Source organism: Paenibacillus sp. XP01 (genome assembly GCF_057364885.1).
This window is the reverse complement of the sequence record NZ_CP139481.1, coordinates 2,126,146-2,143,447: the sequence shown is the minus strand read 5'-3', so window position 1 is coordinate 2,143,447 and position 17,302 is coordinate 2,126,146. Positions and strand designations below refer to the sequence as shown.

General features: G+C 49.1%; 18 protein-coding genes and 1 other RNA gene. 7 read left to right on the top strand and 12 right to left on the bottom strand.

Annotation, left to right across the window (positions count from 1 at the left end; genetic code table 11):
* Positions 1-246: 246 nt before the first annotated feature.
* Both SNR34_RS09980 and SNR34_RS09975 read right to left on the bottom strand, forming a co-directional pair.
* Positions 247-489: a ferredoxin gene (locus SNR34_RS09980; protein ID WP_236418054.1), complete on the bottom strand. Its 243-nt coding sequence runs from the start codon at positions 487-489 to the stop codon at positions 247-249.
* Positions 490-606: 117 nt separating this feature from the next.
* The gene (locus SNR34_RS09975; protein ID WP_290371470.1) at positions 607-1,908 is read right to left on the bottom strand and encodes a DNA polymerase IV; all 1,302 of its coding nucleotides are present in this window, start codon (positions 1,906-1,908) and stop codon (positions 607-609) included.
* A gap of 370 nt (positions 1,909-2,278) precedes the next feature.
* Between SNR34_RS09975 and cimA the strand changes: the two genes are divergently transcribed.
* A complete protein-coding gene (gene cimA, locus SNR34_RS09970) occupies positions 2,279-3,898 on the top strand; it encodes a citramalate synthase (RefSeq protein WP_486181795.1) in 1,620 nt (539 codons plus the stop codon).
* A 97-nt stretch (positions 3,899-3,995) separates the two neighbouring features.
* On the opposite strand, the gene SNR34_RS09965 is transcribed toward cimA, so the two are convergent.
* Positions 3,996-4,547 carry a TlpA disulfide reductase family protein gene (locus SNR34_RS09965; RefSeq protein WP_236418058.1) on the bottom strand — a complete coding sequence of 184 codons (552 nt, stop codon included), beginning with the start codon at positions 4,545-4,547 and terminating at the stop codon, positions 3,996-3,998.
* A gap of 198 nt (positions 4,548-4,745) precedes the next feature.
* On the opposite strand from SNR34_RS09965, the gene SNR34_RS09960 reads away from it, so the two are divergent.
* Complete coding sequence (locus SNR34_RS09960; protein WP_339277277.1) at positions 4,746-5,234, top strand: M67 family metallopeptidase; 489 nt, start codon at positions 4,746-4,748, stop codon at positions 5,232-5,234.
* On the opposite strand, the gene SNR34_RS09955 is transcribed toward SNR34_RS09960, so the two are convergent.
* The 3 genes from SNR34_RS09955 to SNR34_RS09945 are packed head-to-tail and all read right to left on the bottom strand — an operon-like array spanning position 5,220 to position 8,485.
* The gene (locus SNR34_RS09955; protein ID WP_486181794.1) at positions 5,220-5,957 is read right to left on the bottom strand and encodes an exonuclease domain-containing protein; all 738 of its coding nucleotides are present in this window, start codon (positions 5,955-5,957) and stop codon (positions 5,220-5,222) included. The genes SNR34_RS09960 and SNR34_RS09955 overlap by 15 nt on opposite strands.
* Positions 5,954-7,048: a DUF294 nucleotidyltransferase-like domain-containing protein gene (locus SNR34_RS09950; RefSeq protein WP_486182434.1), complete on the bottom strand. Its 1,095-nt coding sequence runs from the start codon at positions 7,046-7,048 to the stop codon at positions 5,954-5,956. The genes SNR34_RS09955 and SNR34_RS09950 overlap by 4 nt, the downstream gene beginning before the upstream one ends.
* Positions 7,049-7,084: 36 nt before the next feature.
* On the bottom strand, positions 7,085-8,485 hold the full coding sequence (locus SNR34_RS09945; RefSeq protein ID WP_236418073.1) for an ammonium transporter: 1,401 nt from the start codon (positions 8,483-8,485) through the stop codon (positions 7,085-7,087).
* 349 nt (positions 8,486-8,834) lie between these two features.
* Here SNR34_RS09945 and SNR34_RS09940 point away from each other — a divergent pair, with 349 nt between their 5' ends.
* Both SNR34_RS09940 and SNR34_RS09935 read left to right on the top strand, forming a co-directional pair.
* Positions 8,835-9,263: a MerR family transcriptional regulator gene (locus SNR34_RS09940; RefSeq protein ID WP_236418524.1), complete on the top strand. Its 429-nt coding sequence runs from the start codon at positions 8,835-8,837 to the stop codon at positions 9,261-9,263.
* A 29-nt stretch (positions 9,264-9,292) separates the two neighbouring features.
* Positions 9,293-9,973, top strand: coding sequence for a zinc metallopeptidase (locus SNR34_RS09935; protein WP_236418075.1), 681 nt, complete (start codon positions 9,293-9,295; stop codon positions 9,971-9,973).
* 44 nt (positions 9,974-10,017) lie between these two features.
* Here SNR34_RS09935 and gltC read toward each other — a convergent pair whose 3' ends face one another.
* Both gltC and SNR34_RS09925 read right to left on the bottom strand, forming a co-directional pair.
* Positions 10,018-10,926 (bottom strand): glutamate biosynthesis transcriptional regulator GltC, encoded by a 909-nt coding sequence (gene gltC / locus SNR34_RS09930; protein ID WP_236418077.1) that lies wholly within the window; start codon positions 10,924-10,926, stop codon positions 10,018-10,020.
* A gap of 69 nt (positions 10,927-10,995) precedes the next feature.
* Complete coding sequence (locus tag SNR34_RS09925) at positions 10,996-11,622, bottom strand: rhomboid family intramembrane serine protease (RefSeq protein WP_343259609.1); 627 nt, start codon at positions 11,620-11,622, stop codon at positions 10,996-10,998.
* A 149-nt stretch (positions 11,623-11,771) separates the two neighbouring features.
* On the opposite strand from SNR34_RS09925, the gene tpx reads away from it, so the two are divergent.
* Positions 11,772-12,290 (top strand): thiol peroxidase, encoded by a 519-nt coding sequence (tpx, locus tag SNR34_RS09920; RefSeq protein ID WP_343259610.1) that lies wholly within the window; start codon positions 11,772-11,774, stop codon positions 12,288-12,290.
* A gap of 76 nt (positions 12,291-12,366) precedes the next feature.
* Here tpx and SNR34_RS09915 read toward each other — a convergent pair whose 3' ends face one another.
* The 4 genes from SNR34_RS09915 to cshA all read right to left on the bottom strand — a co-directional run bounded on the left by SNR34_RS09915 (position 12,367) and on the right by cshA (position 15,782).
* Positions 12,367-12,759, bottom strand: coding sequence for a DUF1499 domain-containing protein (locus tag SNR34_RS09915; RefSeq protein WP_236418091.1), 393 nt, complete (start codon positions 12,757-12,759; stop codon positions 12,367-12,369).
* A 171-nt stretch (positions 12,760-12,930) separates the two neighbouring features.
* Positions 12,931-13,121, bottom strand: a non-coding RNA gene (gene ssrS / locus SNR34_RS09910) — 6S RNA.
* A 49-nt stretch (positions 13,122-13,170) separates the two neighbouring features.
* Complete coding sequence (locus SNR34_RS09905) at positions 13,171-13,995, bottom strand: YesL family protein (protein ID WP_236418101.1); 825 nt, start codon at positions 13,993-13,995, stop codon at positions 13,171-13,173.
* A gap of 221 nt (positions 13,996-14,216) precedes the next feature.
* The gene (cshA, locus tag SNR34_RS09900; RefSeq protein ID WP_236418112.1) at positions 14,217-15,782 is read right to left on the bottom strand and encodes a degradosome RNA helicase CshA; all 1,566 of its coding nucleotides are present in this window, start codon (positions 15,780-15,782) and stop codon (positions 14,217-14,219) included.
* 322 nt (positions 15,783-16,104) lie between these two features.
* Between cshA and SNR34_RS09895 the strand changes: the two genes are divergently transcribed.
* Entirely contained in the window at positions 16,105-16,917 is an 813-nt protein-coding gene (locus SNR34_RS09895) for a YitT family protein (protein WP_438286767.1), read from the top strand.
* Between the two features lie 178 nt (positions 16,918-17,095).
* Positions 17,096-17,284: a hypothetical protein gene (locus SNR34_RS09890; protein WP_236418123.1), complete on the top strand. Its 189-nt coding sequence runs from the start codon at positions 17,096-17,098 to the stop codon at positions 17,282-17,284.
* Positions 17,285-17,302 lie beyond the last annotated feature (18 nt).

Genomic DNA, 17,302 nt, shown 5'->3' with positions numbered 1-17,302 from the left:
TAACTTCGCAAATGAGTATTTTGCATCCGGTCCTCCGTCATTTTGCCTTTTTCAGGTTATACCTTATGTATATCGGCAAAAGAAGTCAACAAATCCATAGGACTTCAGTACCCGGACCCCTTACCCGTTCGACAAAAATTGCCGACCCAATATGAATGAAGAGCTTCAATGGCAAAAAAAAAAGCATATTCGCTGTCATCGGGACAGCAGAACATGCTTTCTCTGCAAAACAACATATGATAAAGATTAACCTTCTTTATTGAAAGGCTCGTCCGCAATTTTAATGGAATCTGTAGGACAGCCGTCGCATGCATCCTGCATGTCGTCGAACAGGTCGTCCGGGATGGCTACCACGCCTCTGTTGGCATCGCCGTCGAAAATCACTTCTGCCAAACCTTCATCGTCGTAATCGTAGATGTCGGGTGCCGTTGCTCCGCAAGCGCCGCATGCGATGCATGTATCTTTTTCAACCCAAGTATATTTGCTCATTACAATCTCTCCTCCTAAAATTCAAAAACGAACAGTGATTTTATCTAGAAACATATTAATACAAAGCAAGAATAATTACAAATCATTTTAACGACTCAAGACTTCATTATGCCTCATTTACTCCGGACTTTGCAAGTTGTCTTTTTGAAGCGACGTTCCGCGAACCTTGTGATTTCGAAGCAGGACGGAAGGGTCATCCCCAAGCATGCCTGCGGTGACGACGGCATTTTCCCCGAACTTGTCCCGAAGTTGGTCCATGATGCGAATCAGGTTTTCCTTTTTTGGCTTTTGCTCATAATCGAACAAATCCAGCTGAACCGCGCTCTCCTCGCGTGGAATCAGATTCTGAAGGGTGATCCCCAGCATCCGGACAGGCTTTCCGTTCCCCCAGTGCCTGGCGAAAAGGGCACAGGCTTCGCGGTAAATGACGGTTGCGTCTTCGGTTGGCACATCCAGCATGCGGGATCGGGTAATCGTCTTCATCTCGGGTGTTCGAATGGTGATTTGTATGCCTTGGCTCAGCATCTCGTGCCGGCGCAGTCTCCTTCCCACTTGGTCGCTTATATTCAGGAGGACCCGATGCACGTCGTCTATTTCGGTGATATCGGCAGGCAGCGTGGTGGTGTGCCCGATGGACTTGTTTGCTTCCCGCTCCGGCTGAACGGGCGAATGATTGATGCCTTGCGCCGAATTTTTCAACCAGGTCCCGTTGATACCAAAAACGTCGACCAGCATCCGTTCATCCGACTGCGCCAACTGGCCAATCGTTTCGATTCCTATTTTTTTCAATTTTTCCGCCGTTTTTCGTCCGATGCCAAACAGCTCCCCGCACGGCTTCGGCCACAGGATATGAGGCACATCCCTCATGCGCAGTATCGAAATGCCATTCGGCTTTTTCATATCGGATGCCATTTTGGCCAACAGCTTATTAGGCGCAATGCCGATCGAGCAAGGAAGCCCGAGTTCGTCACGAATGCGGCGCTGAATCGTTTCGGCAATGTCAAGCGGGGTTCCAAACTGCTTCGATCCCGTAATGTCAAGGTAACACTCGTCGATCGAGGTGGCTTCCAACTGCGGCGTGAAGCTATATGCAATTTGCATGAATGCTCTCGAGTACTGCCGATACAAATGAAAGTCCGGGCGAATAACGATCAAATCCGGGCATTTGCGCAGTGCCTGGTGGACGACCATACCTGTAGAAATCCCCTTGCTTCGGGCCGCATAAGAACAGGTCACGATCACGCCCTTGCGCACCTCGCTGCTTCCAGCTACGGCCGTTGCCTTGCCCCGGTACAACTCCGGTTCCTCGGCTTCATGCACGGAACAGTAAAATGCGTTCATGTCGACATGCAAAATAACCCTTCCGGCTGCAGGATAGTAACGCTCCACATCAGCATGCCGGGTTCTTTCGGAAGACAATGACATCCCGCCCTTCGTACGGTCCTATCGTCTATTTTCTATAGACCTGCTTCCCATTATACCAAGGAACGTTATGTAAAATCATGTATGCAGCGAAAGGGCTGGGCATGCACAATCATCGGAATGCACCTATTGTATGCTTTTCAACTGCCGCAAAGTGTGTTCACCGTCACGCAAAACCATTTGTAACATCAAAATGAGAATTGCATGTGGCATTTGGCGGCAATGGTGCTATAATAATAAATTATACAAATTCCCGAAGGTGGGACAAATTCATCTTGCGAATTTAATACAGTGTAGCGTTGCAGGATCGAAGGATTCACCCAAACATAACGAAAAAAAGTAGCTTTACCTTTAAAGGAGGATCTTCATGTCAAAGGCCATTTCCATCTTCGATACGACTTTACGTGACGGCACGCAAGGAGAGGGCGTCAGTCTGTCCGCGGACGACAAGCTCAAAATTGCCAGAAAGCTCGATGATCTGGGTGCCCATTATATTGAAGGCGGAATTCCGGGCAGCAACACCAAGGACATTGAATTTTTCAAACGGGTCAAAGAGTTGCATCTCAACGCCAAAATCGTTGCATTTGGCAGCACGCGCCGCAAAGGCAGCATTGCAAGCGAAGACGCAAACCTGAAGCGAATTCTCGAATCAGGCGCGCATGCGGCTACTTTGGTGGGCAAATCATGGGATTTCCACGTGCATACGGCACTGCAAACCACATTGGAAGAGAATCTGTCCATGATATATGATTCCATCGCCTTTCTGAAACAAAACGGCATGGAGGTCATCTTTGATGCCGAGCATTTTTTTGACGGGTATAAACATAATCCCGATTATGCAAAAGCCGTCCTGAGCAAAGCCCACGAGGCCGGAGCGGATTGGCTGGTGATGTGCGATACGAATGGCGGAACGATGCCGCATGAGGTGTATGAAATCGTATCCGGCATGGCAAACCGCCTGCCCGAGGCCTATCTCGGCATCCACACGCATAACGACTGCGAATTGGCGGTGGCCAACACGTTAAGTGCCGTACAAGCTGGCGCCAGACAGGTGCAGGGTACGATGAACGGGTATGGCGAGCGTTGCGGAAATGCAAACCTTGCCTCGATCATTCCGAACCTGCAATTAAAAATGGGATACGAGTGCGTTTCCCAGGAATCCATGAAGCAACTGACCAATGTGGCCCGTTATGTCAGCGAGATCGCCAATGTGAACATGCCAACCAACCAGCCTTATGTCGGCAATTCGGCTTTTGCGCACAAAGGCGGCATCCACGTCTCCGCGATTTTACGGGATTCCCGCACATATGAGCATATCGAACCGGAACTCGTCGGCAACAAACAGCGCGTGCTGGTGTCGGAGCTGGCGGGACAAAGCAACATCGTATCCAAAGCGCAGGAGCTGGGTCTTGAATTCGATCCGAACAGTGAAGATTCCCGCCAGATCATTAACAAAATCAAGGATCTGGAGCATCAAGGATATCAGTTCGAAGGTGCGGATGCCTCCCTTGAATTGCTGATCCGTGAAGCGAATGGAGACATTCAGGAGCTGTTTGCCTTTGAGTCGTTCAAAATGCTCGTGGAAAAAGGAGCCGGCAAGCCGGTCGTTTCCGAAGCATTCGTGAAACTGAACGTAGCTGGTTCAAGCGTATACACTGCTGCAGAAGGAAACGGTCCGGTCAACGCGCTGGACAACGCCCTTCGGAAAGCGTTGGTGCAATACTTCCCTTCCCTTGCTCATATGCACTTGTCCGACTATAAGGTGCGTGTACTGGATGAAAAAGATGCAACGGCCGCCAAGGTTCGTGTATTGATCGAATCCAAGAACACGGAAGATACGTGGAATACCGTCGGCGTTTCGGAAAACGTCATCGAAGCTTCCTGGGAAGCTCTCGTACACAGCTTCCGTTATGCGCTGCTTCAGGAAGAATTGCAGGACGGGCCCGGCATCGTGCACACTGCCGCTCATGGTCTTAGCAATCATTAAGGCGAAATGGCTATTTCCCGGAAAATATGATGCATTGCACAACAAAAACACCTTGTTTCTCCATTCGGAAAACAGGTGTTTTTGTTTTTTCTTGCCATTATCCTTTAATCAATTTCTTGATCTTCTTCTCCAATTCCTTTTCAGGCAGGATGCCGAGAATAATCTCTTGCACGACCCCATTCCCATCAATCAACACGTTCGTCGGGAAAGCAACACCGTTATATTTGGCGTAGGCCGATCCATCCTCATCGAGTAAAATCGGAAACGTAAGCTTATAGTTGTCCACAAATGCCATCGCATCTTTCAGTTTGTCATAAGGCGTTACATTCACACCGTAGACGTCGAGATCATTTTGATATTTGGCAGCCAACTGGTTGAGTCCAGGCGCCTCTTGTTTGCACGGCTCGCACCATGAGGCCCAGAAATTGACGAGGATCGGCTTCTCTTTTGCTCCTCCTGCCGTATACGTCCGGCCATCCATACCCTGAAGCGAAAAAGCAGGCGCCAGCAAACCGGCCTGCGGCCCGGTCTTCGTGGGCAACGGCTTCTCCTGGCTGAACACAGCGGCAATCTCTTCACCTTTATTTTGAGCGACGGCTATGCCTACCAACAGCACAACCCCCAAAATGATGTACAGATTTCTTCTCATGGCAAGCCACCTTTGATTGTAATCGCAAAACAAAGCTACGATCCGGACTTGTCCCCTCCATGCTGCAAACGCATTCCTTGAATACGATGACATTCGTCCTTTTATATTGTACCCTTTTCGTTTAAAATTTTACAATCGACACCAGACAAAAAAGGACCCCTGCCGAAGCAGGAGCCGAAGAGAGAGGGGTGAATACAAATGGCAGCACTTCACGGACAGCAAAACATGATCTACATCCCCCGCTCCATAGAGCAGGAAATGGCGAGGCACATGTTCTCTTCACTGCCGCAAGAAGCCTGCGGGGTTGTGCTGGGTGAAGCTGCAGCGGGCGGCATGCGAATCAGCCGGTTTAAGCCCATTCGCAACGTAGCGCCTGACCCGCTGCATCACTTCGTCATGGACGAGGCTGAATGGATACGCTGCGTGTTCCAGGAAAAGCAGCTCATCGGCATATTTCATTCCCATCCGCGCACCTCTCCGATTCCATCGGCGAGAGACTTGGACAACCTCCCCTCGTTTGCGGGACTGCTGCGTATCTATCTCATCGGGTCACCCGTTCCAGCAAGCTCATCCAATGCCCGGATGCTGCTCGGCGGCTATGAAATCATGAAAGCGCCGGAAAAAGGCAGCCTGTCAGCCTCGACTGAATCGTATGCCTTGCAACCAACCCCCCTAAGCGTGACTTAACTGAGTATACAGATCGCCTAACGTTTCCACGTTTTTGCGAGTCATGTCTTCCAAATAACATGACCACAGCTGCGCCGTCATTCTCGCATCCTCAAGCGCATGATGCCGGCCTTGGATCGGAATGCCGCGGGACTCCAGCAGCTCATCCAGCCCATATCCCGGGCGCTGCGGCTCCAGCCAGCGTGCCAGCATCATCGTATCGATCAACCTGTGGGTCAGCCTTACCTTGGATGTTTTCCATAATGCAGCGTTCAGAAAAGCGCGATCATGGGCACTCGCGTGGGCGACAAGAACGTTGCCGCCCACAAAGGACATGAAATCATGAAGCCCTTCGAGCAATGTAGGCGCATCCGATGTCATTTGCTGAGTGATGCCGGTCAATTCGGTAATGTGCGGAGGAACGGCCGTTTTGGATTGGACCAACGTATAAAAATGTTCTCCTTCCACAACCTCCCCGCCGCAAATGCGTACCGCACCGAACGAAAGAATTTCATCCCCGTGCTGCGGGGAAAAACCCGTCGTTTCCAGATCGAACACGACCGCATTCAGTTCGCGCAGCGGCGTATGCAGCGCCTCCGGCTTCCGCTGCTCCCGCATCATCGAGCGAATAAACGCCATGTGTTGCGCCGTAGGGGCCCCCATCATGGAAGCGATGGCGGAAGGCACCCCTCCCTGACGCAGCGAATTCCAGAATCCAGTATTGCCCCTAGCCGGCTCTCTCATGAACGTCTCCTTTCCGTGAAGCGCAGCTGTCTTTGAAGGGCACGATGTACCCTCCGAACCAGTCCCAGCGTTTCCCTGAGCTCAAAATGCACTTGTTTTTGCTTTAGCTGTTTTTCATCCAAAAACCCGCTGCTGTGCTGCAACCCGTCCTTTAGAGCAATCGGCGTGCTGCGCCTCAGCTTGAGCGCGCTCATGAATGCCCGCTGCGCCGCATCCGACAGCGTCATCGGCACGGCTTCAAGCACCATCAGCCGCTGAAGCCGTTTGAGCGTTGACGTCTCTTTGATTCCATGCTGGAGTGCAAGGAAACGTGCACTATTCACGAGAGGAATATAAACGCCGTATTTCACATCGAAACCGCCTGCGTGTTCGCCAAACCGCTCAGTGACGACCTGGCCCAGAATGTTAAGCGTAGCTTTATGTTTTACCGTATTGCGAAGCACGGCATCCGATAACTCCGGCACGGTTCTAAACCCATCGTAGAACGCGGCAATCCATTGTTCGGCAAGACTCCGCTCACCTGCCACAAATCGCATATCCGATGCGATGATCAGATTGCGGACAGGTTCCCAAGCCAGATCCGTTCGCCAATCATGCAATTGCTTCTTCCACGCCTCCAGCGTTTTGCGCCACAACGCCTCCGAGCACATGACCTTCCCTTCGCACTTGGCATAACCTAGTTGTTCCAGCGTATCGCTGAGCCGAAGTCCCAATTCCGCGAAATAGGCTTCTTTCCCGTCATGCGGGGCATCATCGATGATCATGCCGTTGTCCTGATCACTCCACAATGTTGCCTCTTCCCTGCCCGAACTTCCAAACACGATAAAGGCATAGGGGACGGGAGGCTGACCGAAGCCCTCCTCTACCATCCCCTGAATGCACAGCTCCACTGCTTTCCGATAAATCCGGTCATGCAGCTCATTTACCGTCTGGTACCACTCGATCGGCGACAAGGAAGCGGACAACAATCCCTGGAGCTCATTCTGCAATAATACGCGCGCCTGGCGCAGTTCTTCAAAAGAAGAAGCACCGTCAATTCCTTCAAAGGACCAGGATTGATTGATATACGGAATGGGTTCCATCATGTCCAGCCTCCTTGCAGCGTGATTCATTTCAATGCCCACCTTTTAGGAGCTGAACGTTCCACTTCCCGATTTATTTTCCAGACTTTTCATTTGCTCAGGATAACCGTAAGTCCCATGCTCACTCATGTCCAGACCCATAGTCTCTTCTTCCTCCGTAACACGAATACCCATAATCGCTTTCATTCCGCCCAGGATGATGAAGGATAATACCAGCACAAAGGCAAATGCGCCTACGAGACCGAGCAACTGAACTCCCAATTGATGGAATCCACCACCGTAGAACAGACCCGCTTGGCCTACTCCTACTGTTTCGGCAAGTTCCGGCGTTGCGAACAAACCTGTGGAGATTGCGCCCCACATACCGGCTATACCATGTACGGAGAACGCGTAGATTGGATCATCGATGCCTTTCCGATCAAACCATTGAGCCGTAAAGAATGTAATAATTCCCGCCAAAGCACCGATGACCAGCGCTGCCCAAGGCTCAACGAAGGCACAAGCACCTGTAATGGCTACGAGCGCCGCAAGCACACCGTTCAACATGCTAGGAATGTCGGATTTGCCAAGTACTGCCCAGGAAATCAGAAGTGCAGCTACACCACCAGCCGCAGCAGCTACGTTGGTCGTCAAAGCGACGTAACCGAAGAATCCATCACCCATTGCAGACAGCGTGCTGCCCGGGTTGAAACCGAACCAACCGATCCAGAGGATGATGACGCCAAGCACAGAATAGACTTGGTTGTGACCTGGAATAATGTTAGGTTTACCGTCTTTGTTGTATTTACCGATACGAGGTTTCAATAAAATCGTTGCTACCAGCGCTGCAGTCGCACCCGTCAAGTGAACGACGGTGGAACCTGCGAAGTCTTGCATGCCCAGTTCCGCGAGCCAGCCGCCGCCCCATACCCAGTGAGCGACAACAGGGTACATGATGATGGTGTACAGGGCTCCAAATACGATATATACGCTCATTTTTGCACGTTCAGCCATGCCACCGCACGCAATGGCCAAGGATACCGCCGCAAAAGCGAGGTGGAATACAAATTTGACGGTCAGCGGTACATCGGAAAAGGCCAGGGATTCAAAAGATGCTGCCATTTGATCTCCGCTCAGGAAGAAACCTGTCGTTCCGAAAAATCCATTTCCGTTGCCGAAGCCAAGAGCGAATCCGAATGCCCAGAAGGCAATGACCGAAATTCCCAATGTCAGGATGGTTTTACCCGCAATATGTCCTGCATTTTTCATTCTTGTGGAGCCTGCTTCAAGTAAAGCAAATCCCCCTTGCATAAAGAACACCAGCACTACCGCCAGAAACGTAAAGGCCGAGTTCAACCCGCTTTGGAGTTCGACGTTCGTCGGCCCCTCGGCTGCCGCAAAAGCACTGACCGGGAAAGCCAACAAGGTAAGCATTGCTAACATCGAAACCAACCATTTCTTTCTCATGTACCCCACTCCCTCAAGTGTTAGTTTTCTTCACATGTTGTGAAATTCTTAATGTCATTATAAGCAGGAGTCAGGAAAGTTGACAAGGTTTTTTTCAGCAAATCCGAAAATATTTTATAGCCATAAAGTCTTACGTCTTTTTCTTGTACTTAAGTACATAATCATGTCCAATAAGCACATAGACATAGATAACACGATCCCTTTTTGCTAAAGCGTAACGTTTGACTGTATGGTTAAAAATCATGTATCATATCTATAGATCGTAATGGGGCGGATGCCGCTTTACCGCAATCGGAATGACCAATTCCCTACATTTGAACTGCAAAAGAGGTGAATATCATTGGGGGATATGAAACTGTTTCGGATTGGCGAACTTGCCAAGACCGCTGGTGTGAGCGAACGGACGATTGATTATTACACCAAATTGGGCCTGATCGCTCCAGAAGAGCGCACCGAAAAAAATTATCGTCTCTATAGTAATGAAACCTTAACTAGGCTGGAACGTATTGTACAGATGAAGCAAGAGAAGTATAGTCTCGAAGAGATTAAACAGACGCTGGAAAAGTGGAGCCTGGTAAGCACCGAAGAACAGGTTGCAAGCAAACTGTCCAGCCTGGAGCTTCATGTTCAACAGCTCGAGCGGGAAGTCAACGAACTTAAGCCGCTGCTTGGGGAGATGAAACCCTCACAATCACGCAAGATGATCACCGGACTTCTTGCGAAAAGCGCCGGCACGATGGAAGCGTTGAAAATCTTGCTCGAAAACACCATGATGTAATATTTAAGAAAGAAAACGGAGGAATGAATATGGGTTTTAACTCGGGTATGCTAATACTGATCATGCTGGCATTCGGCCTCTCTGTTTGGGCGCAATTCCGCGTTAAAGGTACATTTAACCGCTGGTCTGACGTACCGAACCAACGCGGGATGACCGGATATGATGCAGCACGCCACATGTTGGATACCAACGGCCTGCACGACGTTCCGATCGAACCTGTTCGCGGCGCGTTGTCTGACCACTACGATCCAATTAACCGCGTCGTCAGGCTTTCGGAACCTGTATATTACGAAAATTCGATCTCGGCCATTTCGGTCGCTTGCCACGAAGTAGGCCATGCCATCCAGCACAAGGAAAGTTACCCTATGCTGGCGCTGCGTCACCGGATTTTCCCGATCGTGAACTTTGCATCCGGACTCGCTCCTTTCCTGCTGCTTGGCGGATTTATCTTCAACGCATTCAATCTGATCGGTCTGGGGATCATCTTTTTCTCGGTCACCGTGGCTTTCCAGCTTATTACGCTGCCGGTCGAATTCAATGCCAGCAACCGTGCCAGAGAAATTATGGTATCCGAAGGTTACATTCGCAATGAAGAGGAGAAAGGCGTAGCGAAGGTACTTAATGCCGCAGCTCTTACTTATGTGGCAGCAGCACTGATCTCCCTGCTGGAGTTGATCCGCTATATCGGTATCTTCAACAACCGCGACTAATGGTCGTTTGTAGATCATACAACAAAAACAATACCCCGTCCTGATCAGGACGGGGTATTGTTTTTGTGCAAGCCGAAATAATTAAGCAGGAATGTGCGAAAAGATTGAGCGACAAGCGGGAGTTTGTCATCTGCACGATGAATTAACCCAATCGTTCTCGTCACTTTCGGTTGGGAAATAGCCACATGGGCCGGCTGCAATGGTTTGGTTTCAAAGAGGGACATTTCGGGAAGCAAGCTAACACCCATTCCTGCAGCTACCAGTCCCCGAATCGTGTCCGTCTCCTCCCCCTCGAAGGCAATTTTTGGCGTAAACCCTGCCTCCAAGCAGGCATGCCAAACAATCGGGCGCAGAGAGTAACCTTTGCTGAACAATACAAATTTGTCATCTTTAAGCTGCTGCAGCTCGATTTCATTCTCGCCGGCCAACGGATGATTCGGAGGAAGAATGGCGTGCAGCTCTTCCGTCAACACAATGTCCCCCGCTACCTGATCATGCTTTTCGGGAAACGGAGAAATGAACGCCAGATCCACTTCAGCCGATAATACGTCGCGAATGAGCGTGGGAAACATGCCCTGTTTAAATCTGAATTTAACGTTTGGATAACGCTGCCGAAATGCCGCCACAACCGAGGGAATCAAATGAATGCCCAGACTGTGCGGAAAACCGATGCGAATCTCGCCATGCTCCGGGTCCAGAAATTCATGCACTTCGCCCACGGCTTTATCAAGGTCTTTCAAAATACCTTCGACCCGTTTGCAAAAAAGCTGGCCAACCGGAGTCAGCTGCAAATTACGACCCTTTTGCATAAAAAGGTCAACACCCAACTCCTCCTCCAACTGGTGAATTTGGCGACTCACGGCAGATTGCGCCACATGCAGCTCTTCTGCAGCCTGAGTTACATGCTCTTTCTGTGCCACCTTCACAAAGTAATGCAACTGTCTTAATTCCACTCGCCTGATCTCTCCAATCTGCTATTACCCTTCTTATCCTACTTTGTATACTTCATGAAACTTTAAACGCTACCTCTTCAACATGCGGGGTTTCCATAGTCTGATCATTAGGCCATAAATGAAAAATCCGCTGAGCAAACCGCCGAGGTGAGCCATCCAGTTAACACCCGACATAGCAATCGAAAAAATGATCCCGAACACAAGCAGCGTATACAGGGTTTTGCGCGACGCTTCATCCATCATCGACCGTTGGAATAAGGCGACGTACAAAAATGCCCCATAGATGCCATAGATCGCCCCTGATGCCCCTACGGATATCGTGAGCATATTTGCGGAATTATACCATGCCACCGATATCACATTCCCTAACACGCCGCTTGCAAGATACAGCACCCCATACCTTAACGATCCTAACAGCCGCTCCATAGGAGGTGCAAACACAATCAACGCAAAGCTGTTGAAAAATAAATGGTCAAAACCGGAATGCATGAAAATGGACGTGATATAACGCCACCACTCTCCGTCAAAAGACGGATCGTTCGTCACGGCGCCATACTCCAGTAACGTTCTAAAATCTGTCGAACCGCCATTAAAGGACAGCACGATGAACATAATAACGTTGGCCAACAACAACAAAGATGTCAGCGGGAAAAATTTCAAATAACTCCGCCAGTTCTCGTACCGAATAAATATCATAGGTCTATAGGTTCACTCCACCCTTTTCGGAACACCATTCGGTGAACCGAATCATAATCATGAAACGGCCTCCATATTGGACAATGCCTCTCATAAAAGATTATAATGGATTTTGGCACGGATCACCAATTAAAAGGAGGAACATTATTATGTCACAAGAACGTACAGGCGCAGCCACATTCAAAGGCAACCCTATTACTCTGATCGGCCCTGAATTGAAAGTGGGCGATCAGGCACCTGATTTCACACTGAGCAAAAACCTGCTCGAAGACGCAACTTTGAAAGACTATGCCGGAAAAATCAAACTCATCAGCGTTGTTCCTTCCCTGGACACCGGAGTATGTGATGCACAGACACGCCGCTTCAACGTGGAAGCCGGAGAGCTCGGAGAAAATGTGGTTGTGTTGACCGTGAGCGTTGACCTTCCGTTTGCGCAAGAGCGTTGGTGCGGGGCTGCTGGTGTGGATCGCGTTGTCACCCTGTCCGACTACAAAACGCGTTCGTTCGGCCAAAGCTACGGCGTCCTGATCAAGGAATTCCAATTGGACATGCGTTCCATTTTTGTTGTAGATGCCAACGACAAAATTACATATGTGGAATATTTGCCTGAGATGGCGGATTCCCCGAACTTTGAACAGGCTATTGCTGCCGTCAAAGCTTTGCTGTAAAACAATGCTGCGCATTCAGAACAAAAGCGAGGAAGGTTTACCTTCTCTCGCTTTTGTTTTTTTGATCCTCAGTCACTCATTCATGCACTTTAAACTGAGCCAGCTTCTTGTCGAGCACCGAGAATAAGTTCAGGATCGTTCGATAATTGGAGCCCAAATCCCCAAAAGATCCCCGGGAAGCCGAGTACATATCCACCGCGCTGCGTACCGGACTTACCGAAATGATCGACACCGTAATATCCATCGTTCTGCCAAACGACGTGCGCTTTTCCAGAATAATTTCTCCTACCGAAGGCACTTCATGCAGCACACGGTATCCGGGAATCTTTTTCAGCGTCGAAGACACTTCTTCAAAGGCTTTATCTTTGGACATGTTATAATACCGCGTTTTCATCTTGGGATCCTTGGCTCGATCACTGGTCCCTTCCATACTTCGGATGATGCCAACGAACGTTCTCTTTAATGACAAGACCCTTCCCCCTTTAAATGTAACCGTTCCATTTATGTATACTAGTGTATCATTGTTCAGGTAGTAACAAAAGAGCATGAAGCACTTTTAACAAAACCAGAATGGTTTACGCACAAAAAAAGCACCCTGAATTCCTTCCAAAGGAAGCAGTCAGGGTGCTGTACGTCTGTTAGAGAACCCGCCTATGCCGTCCGGCTACATTGTCTTATGAACCTGCTTGGCAGGTGGGTGACCGCAAAAATGTGTTTGAAGTCCCCTTGTCATATAGACAGGGCTTTTCAGCAACATTCTATGTAGATCTCCCGAAGACATCATCATTGGTTCAAAACAACGATTAACCGAAACGTACATCGCAGGATGTACAGTTATTATATCCCTAACCGCGGCAAAAGTAAATGCCGCTCATCAAGATTATTTAACCTGCTCCCGATCGGATTTATCGGCAGGTCCCTCACTGGCCGGATTTCCGTCTGCCCGTTCGTCCCCTTTTTCCTCAGCCAGAGCCGCTTCCTCTTCTTCCTTCTGCAGCTGCATCTTCTGCATTTGTTCCTGCATCTTGTTAAATGTGGCATAGAAGTTGAAGAAGGCAAACCAGGCAACAATGCTAATGATGAAGAAGATAAACAATACAGGATAACTAAAGCCGATATAGAACAGCAATCCGCTTCCGAGCAGTGTGGAAAATACGCGGAACGGTCTGATCAGTGTCAAAAGCACCGCATTTTTGATAATGAGTCCGATGGACATATGATAGTGAACAACCATCGAGAAAAAGTTGAACAAGGACACAAACAGCAGCAGCAGCAAAATCAACATAATAATACCGACAAGCTGCATGTTTCGAAACTGCGTCATGTAAACCGTATAATCCAGATACATGACAACAAACAGTACCGTGTAGAAAATACCCCCGAGCAAGCTCTGTTTGTAATTTTCCTTGTACCCTTTAAAAAAAGTACGGAAAATCGGTACATCCGTATCTCCCATATTCCACTTCCGGACAACCGTGAACAGTGCCGAAGTCGCCGGAAAAAGTGTAAGCGGTGCCACAATACCGATAGCCCAGTTCATTTGCAATGATTCGTTGGCGAGATTCTGCTGCATCACCAGCAGCTTCATGACCAAGAAAAACAAGAACGGCGACGAGCAAATCGCCCACAACAGGTTGGTTGCGGCCAGTCTCGTAATCCACTCTGTCAGCCGATAGATCCCGCCCATAGCTCCTTTAAATTCCAAACATTTCTCCTCCTCCACAGCCTTGCTTCTAACGTAAACTCTAATATTAATATACTCTATTCTGGATAGGAAAAGCCAGCACTTCCCGAAAAGAGCTGTCTAAGCGAGCTGCCTGCATAAGCAAATCATCCGTATCGTTAACCTCGGCTCAGAAAGTCCCTGCCCGAAGGCAAAACAAAAGAATGGAGCAGGAAACCTGCTCCATTCTTAGTCATGCTTTATTATTCGAAAGAAGACTCCCGTGCAGGGCGACGTCCTTCATTGTTGTTTGTGCGCGGTTTGCGGTCACGGTTATAGCCACCTTCGCGGTTGCTGCTTCCGCTGCTGTAGCGATCGCGGTTATATCCGCCACGTCCTCCATTGCTGTTGCGGTCGCGGTTATATCCGCCGCCGCCACCGCTACGGTTGCCGTTGTAACCGGATGGTTTGCGTCCGCTGGAACGCACATCTGGTCTGCGGCGTTTTGCACGGATCGGATCTTCCGGCGTCAATTCGATTTGCGCATCCTTTTTGTCGCCAGTCAGCAACTTCAATGCCGCAGACAACAATTGAACGGAATCGTATTGTTCCAGCAATTGAATGGCAATGCCTTTGTATTCGTTCAACTCGCCGGTTTGCATGATTTCAAGCAGACGTTCTGCAGTTACGCGCTGTTTGCCTTCTACTGCTTCAGCAAGCGTAGGCAGCGGTTTGCGCGGAATGCGATGGCGCGTCACGCGTTCGATGAAGTGCAGGTGATCGATCTCGCGCGGAGTAACGAACGACCATGCTGCGCCTTCTTTACCAGCGCGGCCCGTACGGCCGATACGGTGAACGTAGCTCTCCGGATCTTGCGGAAGGTCAAAGTTCACAACGTGAGTTACACCGGAAACGTCCAGACCACGCGCCGCAACGTCCGTTGCCACGAGAACGTCGATGCTGCCGTCACGGAATTTGCGCATAACGGTATCGCGTTGATTTTGAGACAAGTCACCATGCAGACCATCAGCGGAATAACCGCGTTTTTGCAACGCTTCAGCCAATTCGTCCACACGGCGTTTCGTACGACCGAACACGATGGCGAGCTCCGGGGATTCCATGTCGAGCAAACGACTCAACGCCTCAAACTTCTGGCGCTCAGGCACTTCAATGTAAGCCTGGTCGATCAGAGGTGCACTAACTTGTTTTGGAATGACGGAAACATGCTCTGGGTTGTTCAGGAATTGTTGAGCCAATTTTTGGATGTTAGGAGGCATTGTCGCTGAGAACAACATGGTTTGACGATCGTCCGGCACTTGCTTCAGGATGGATTGGATATCTTCCATGAAGCCCATATCCAGCATTTCATCCGCTTCGTCCAGTACAACGGTTTGTACGTCTTCAAGCTTAATCGTTTTGCGGTTGATGTGATCCAGGAGACGTCCTGGCGTACCGATGATAATTTGTGGTTTTCTTTTCAGGGCACGGATTTGGCGAACGATGTCTTGTCCGCCGTAGATAGGCAGGGAGCGCAGGCCCTTGAAGCGGGTAAGTTTTTCGATCTCTTCGGCAACCTGAATCGCAAGTTCGCGGGTAGGCGCCATGATGAGGGCACGGATTTTTTCGTCGTTTTTGGCAATTTTGCTGATCAGCGGAATACCGAAAGCAGCCGTTTTACCTGTACCTGTTTGAGCTTGACCGATCAAATCACGGCCCGTCAGAGCTACTGGAATCGATTTTGCCTGAATCGGAGTCGCTTCTTCAAATCCGAGTTCGGTGATCGCTTGCAGCACCAGTGGTTCCAAATTGAATTCTGAGAAATTTGTCAAAATTATTCATACTCCTTCTATAGGGTGGACATGGTGGACAATCCACTTTGTTGTCTGTATTCTTAAGTAGCGTTAATATTTATAGGGTTTCCCACAACGCCGATTTCATTTCACCAATTTTACCTTGTTGCCGAATTCGTGAATGGGCCCCCAACATAAGACTAAAACTACATAGCATACGTTGAAACACTTTAAATTTTAACCGTTCCAATTGGAAAAAGTTTCCTACTCAAGAATATCCACAAATTATTATATCACAAAACAAATCAAGATTACCAGCGATCTGATTCAAAACTAAAATGAGGTGATTAAATTGCCCAAAATGATTTGGCATTTTCTGGCGATCATCGTTGGCGCGGCTGCCATTGCGTGCGGCTTTAACTGGTTCTTGATTCCCCATCAGCTCCTTAGCGGCGGGGTTTCCGGCATATCCATGCTTCTTGGCTACTTTACGGCATTAAATCTGAGCGTGATGTACTTTGTCCTGAATATTCCACTGCTCATTGCAGGCTGGTTCATTCTCGGAAGGCGCTTTATTATACTTAGCATTGTTTCGGTCCTCGCCACTTCGTGGTTTATCGGCTTTCTGCCAATCATTACCGTAGCGGACGACCCATTGCTGAGCTGTGTTTTCGGGGGAGTTCTGGTCGGACTGGGAACAGGCATTTCATTCCGGGTTGGCGGCTCGACCGGCGGTCTTGACATTGTCGGCTCGATCTTTACCCGCAATCGCGATTTTCCGATCGGAACCGTAATGGCCGGCATGAATGGGGCCATTATTTTGCTTGCCGGTTACCTGAACGATGACTGGAACATCGCCCTGGCCTCCATTTTGTCGATATACATTACAGGCAAAGTGCTCGATCTCATCCATATCAGCCATGTCAAAGTCACGCTGTATATTGTGACCAACGAAACCGAGGCCATGCTCAAAAAAATGCTTGTACACAAGCGCGGCGTCACCAAAATCAAAACGCAAGGAGCATACACCGACATTGAAAAGGACATGTTAATGACAGTAACCACGCGGTATGAACTCGTCGAAGTCAAACGCATTATCAAGGAAACCGACCCAAACGCATTTGTTAACATTGTGGAAACGGTTGGCGTAATGGGCTCGTTCCGTAGAGGATAAAGGTTTCTGTCCGGTTAACAATTCGTAACTTTGTGGTATAATAATGGTGCACAGCTCCTAAATATGATTGTATAGCAGGGAACTGCCCTTCAATTTCACAGGCCTTATGCTTTTCCAATTCTCGCCGAATGAGTTACCATGTTTGGAATTCGAGTAGGAAAGGGTGATTGTTGTGGAGATGGAAACGGTGAAACTGTTAGAAATCGTCAACAGATGGTGCCCTGAGATGCTCCCTTTCTTGAAACCGAATGAGCTGGACTCACTCATTGTCCTCCGGGATGGAATGGGCATTCTGGAGCAAGGGGACGCAATGGAAATTATTCAATACAGTATTTGCGAACATCAGAACGAAAGTTTTATTCAATAATTCAAAGATGAACAAATC

What these genes read in the sequence shown, in the direction of transcription:
- SNR34_RS09980 (WP_236418054.1), bottom strand. Translation starts at nt 489, where the DNA reads ATGAGCAAATATACTTGGGTTGAAAAAGATACATGCATCGCATGCGGC.
- cimA (WP_486181795.1), top strand. Translation starts at nt 2,279, where the DNA reads ATGTCAAAGGCCATTTCCATCTTCGATACGACTTTACGTGACGGCACG.
- SNR34_RS09965 (WP_236418058.1), bottom strand. Translation starts at nt 4,547, where the DNA reads ATGAGAAGAAATCTGTACATCATTTTGGGGGTTGTGCTGTTGGTAGGC.
- SNR34_RS09960 (WP_339277277.1), top strand. Translation starts at nt 4,746, where the DNA reads ATGGCAGCACTTCACGGACAGCAAAACATGATCTACATCCCCCGCTCC.
- SNR34_RS09955 (WP_486181794.1), bottom strand. Translation starts at nt 5,957, where the DNA reads ATGAGAGAGCCGGCTAGGGGCAATACTGGATTCTGGAATTCGCTGCGT.
- SNR34_RS09945 (WP_236418073.1), bottom strand. Translation starts at nt 8,485, where the DNA reads ATGAGAAAGAAATGGTTGGTTTCGATGTTAGCAATGCTTACCTTGTTG.
- SNR34_RS09940 (WP_236418524.1), top strand. Translation starts at nt 8,835, where the DNA reads ATGAAACTGTTTCGGATTGGCGAACTTGCCAAGACCGCTGGTGTGAGC.
- SNR34_RS09935 (WP_236418075.1), top strand. Translation starts at nt 9,293, where the DNA reads ATGGGTTTTAACTCGGGTATGCTAATACTGATCATGCTGGCATTCGGC.
- SNR34_RS09925 (WP_343259609.1), bottom strand. Translation starts at nt 11,622, where the DNA reads ATGATATTTATTCGGTACGAGAACTGGCGGAGTTATTTGAAATTTTTC.
- tpx (WP_343259610.1), top strand. Translation starts at nt 11,772, where the DNA reads ATGTCACAAGAACGTACAGGCGCAGCCACATTCAAAGGCAACCCTATT.
- SNR34_RS09895 (WP_438286767.1), top strand. Translation starts at nt 16,105, where the DNA reads ATGATTTGGCATTTTCTGGCGATCATCGTTGGCGCGGCTGCCATTGCG.
- SNR34_RS09890 (WP_236418123.1), top strand. Translation starts at nt 17,096, where the DNA reads ATGGAAACGGTGAAACTGTTAGAAATCGTCAACAGATGGTGCCCTGAG.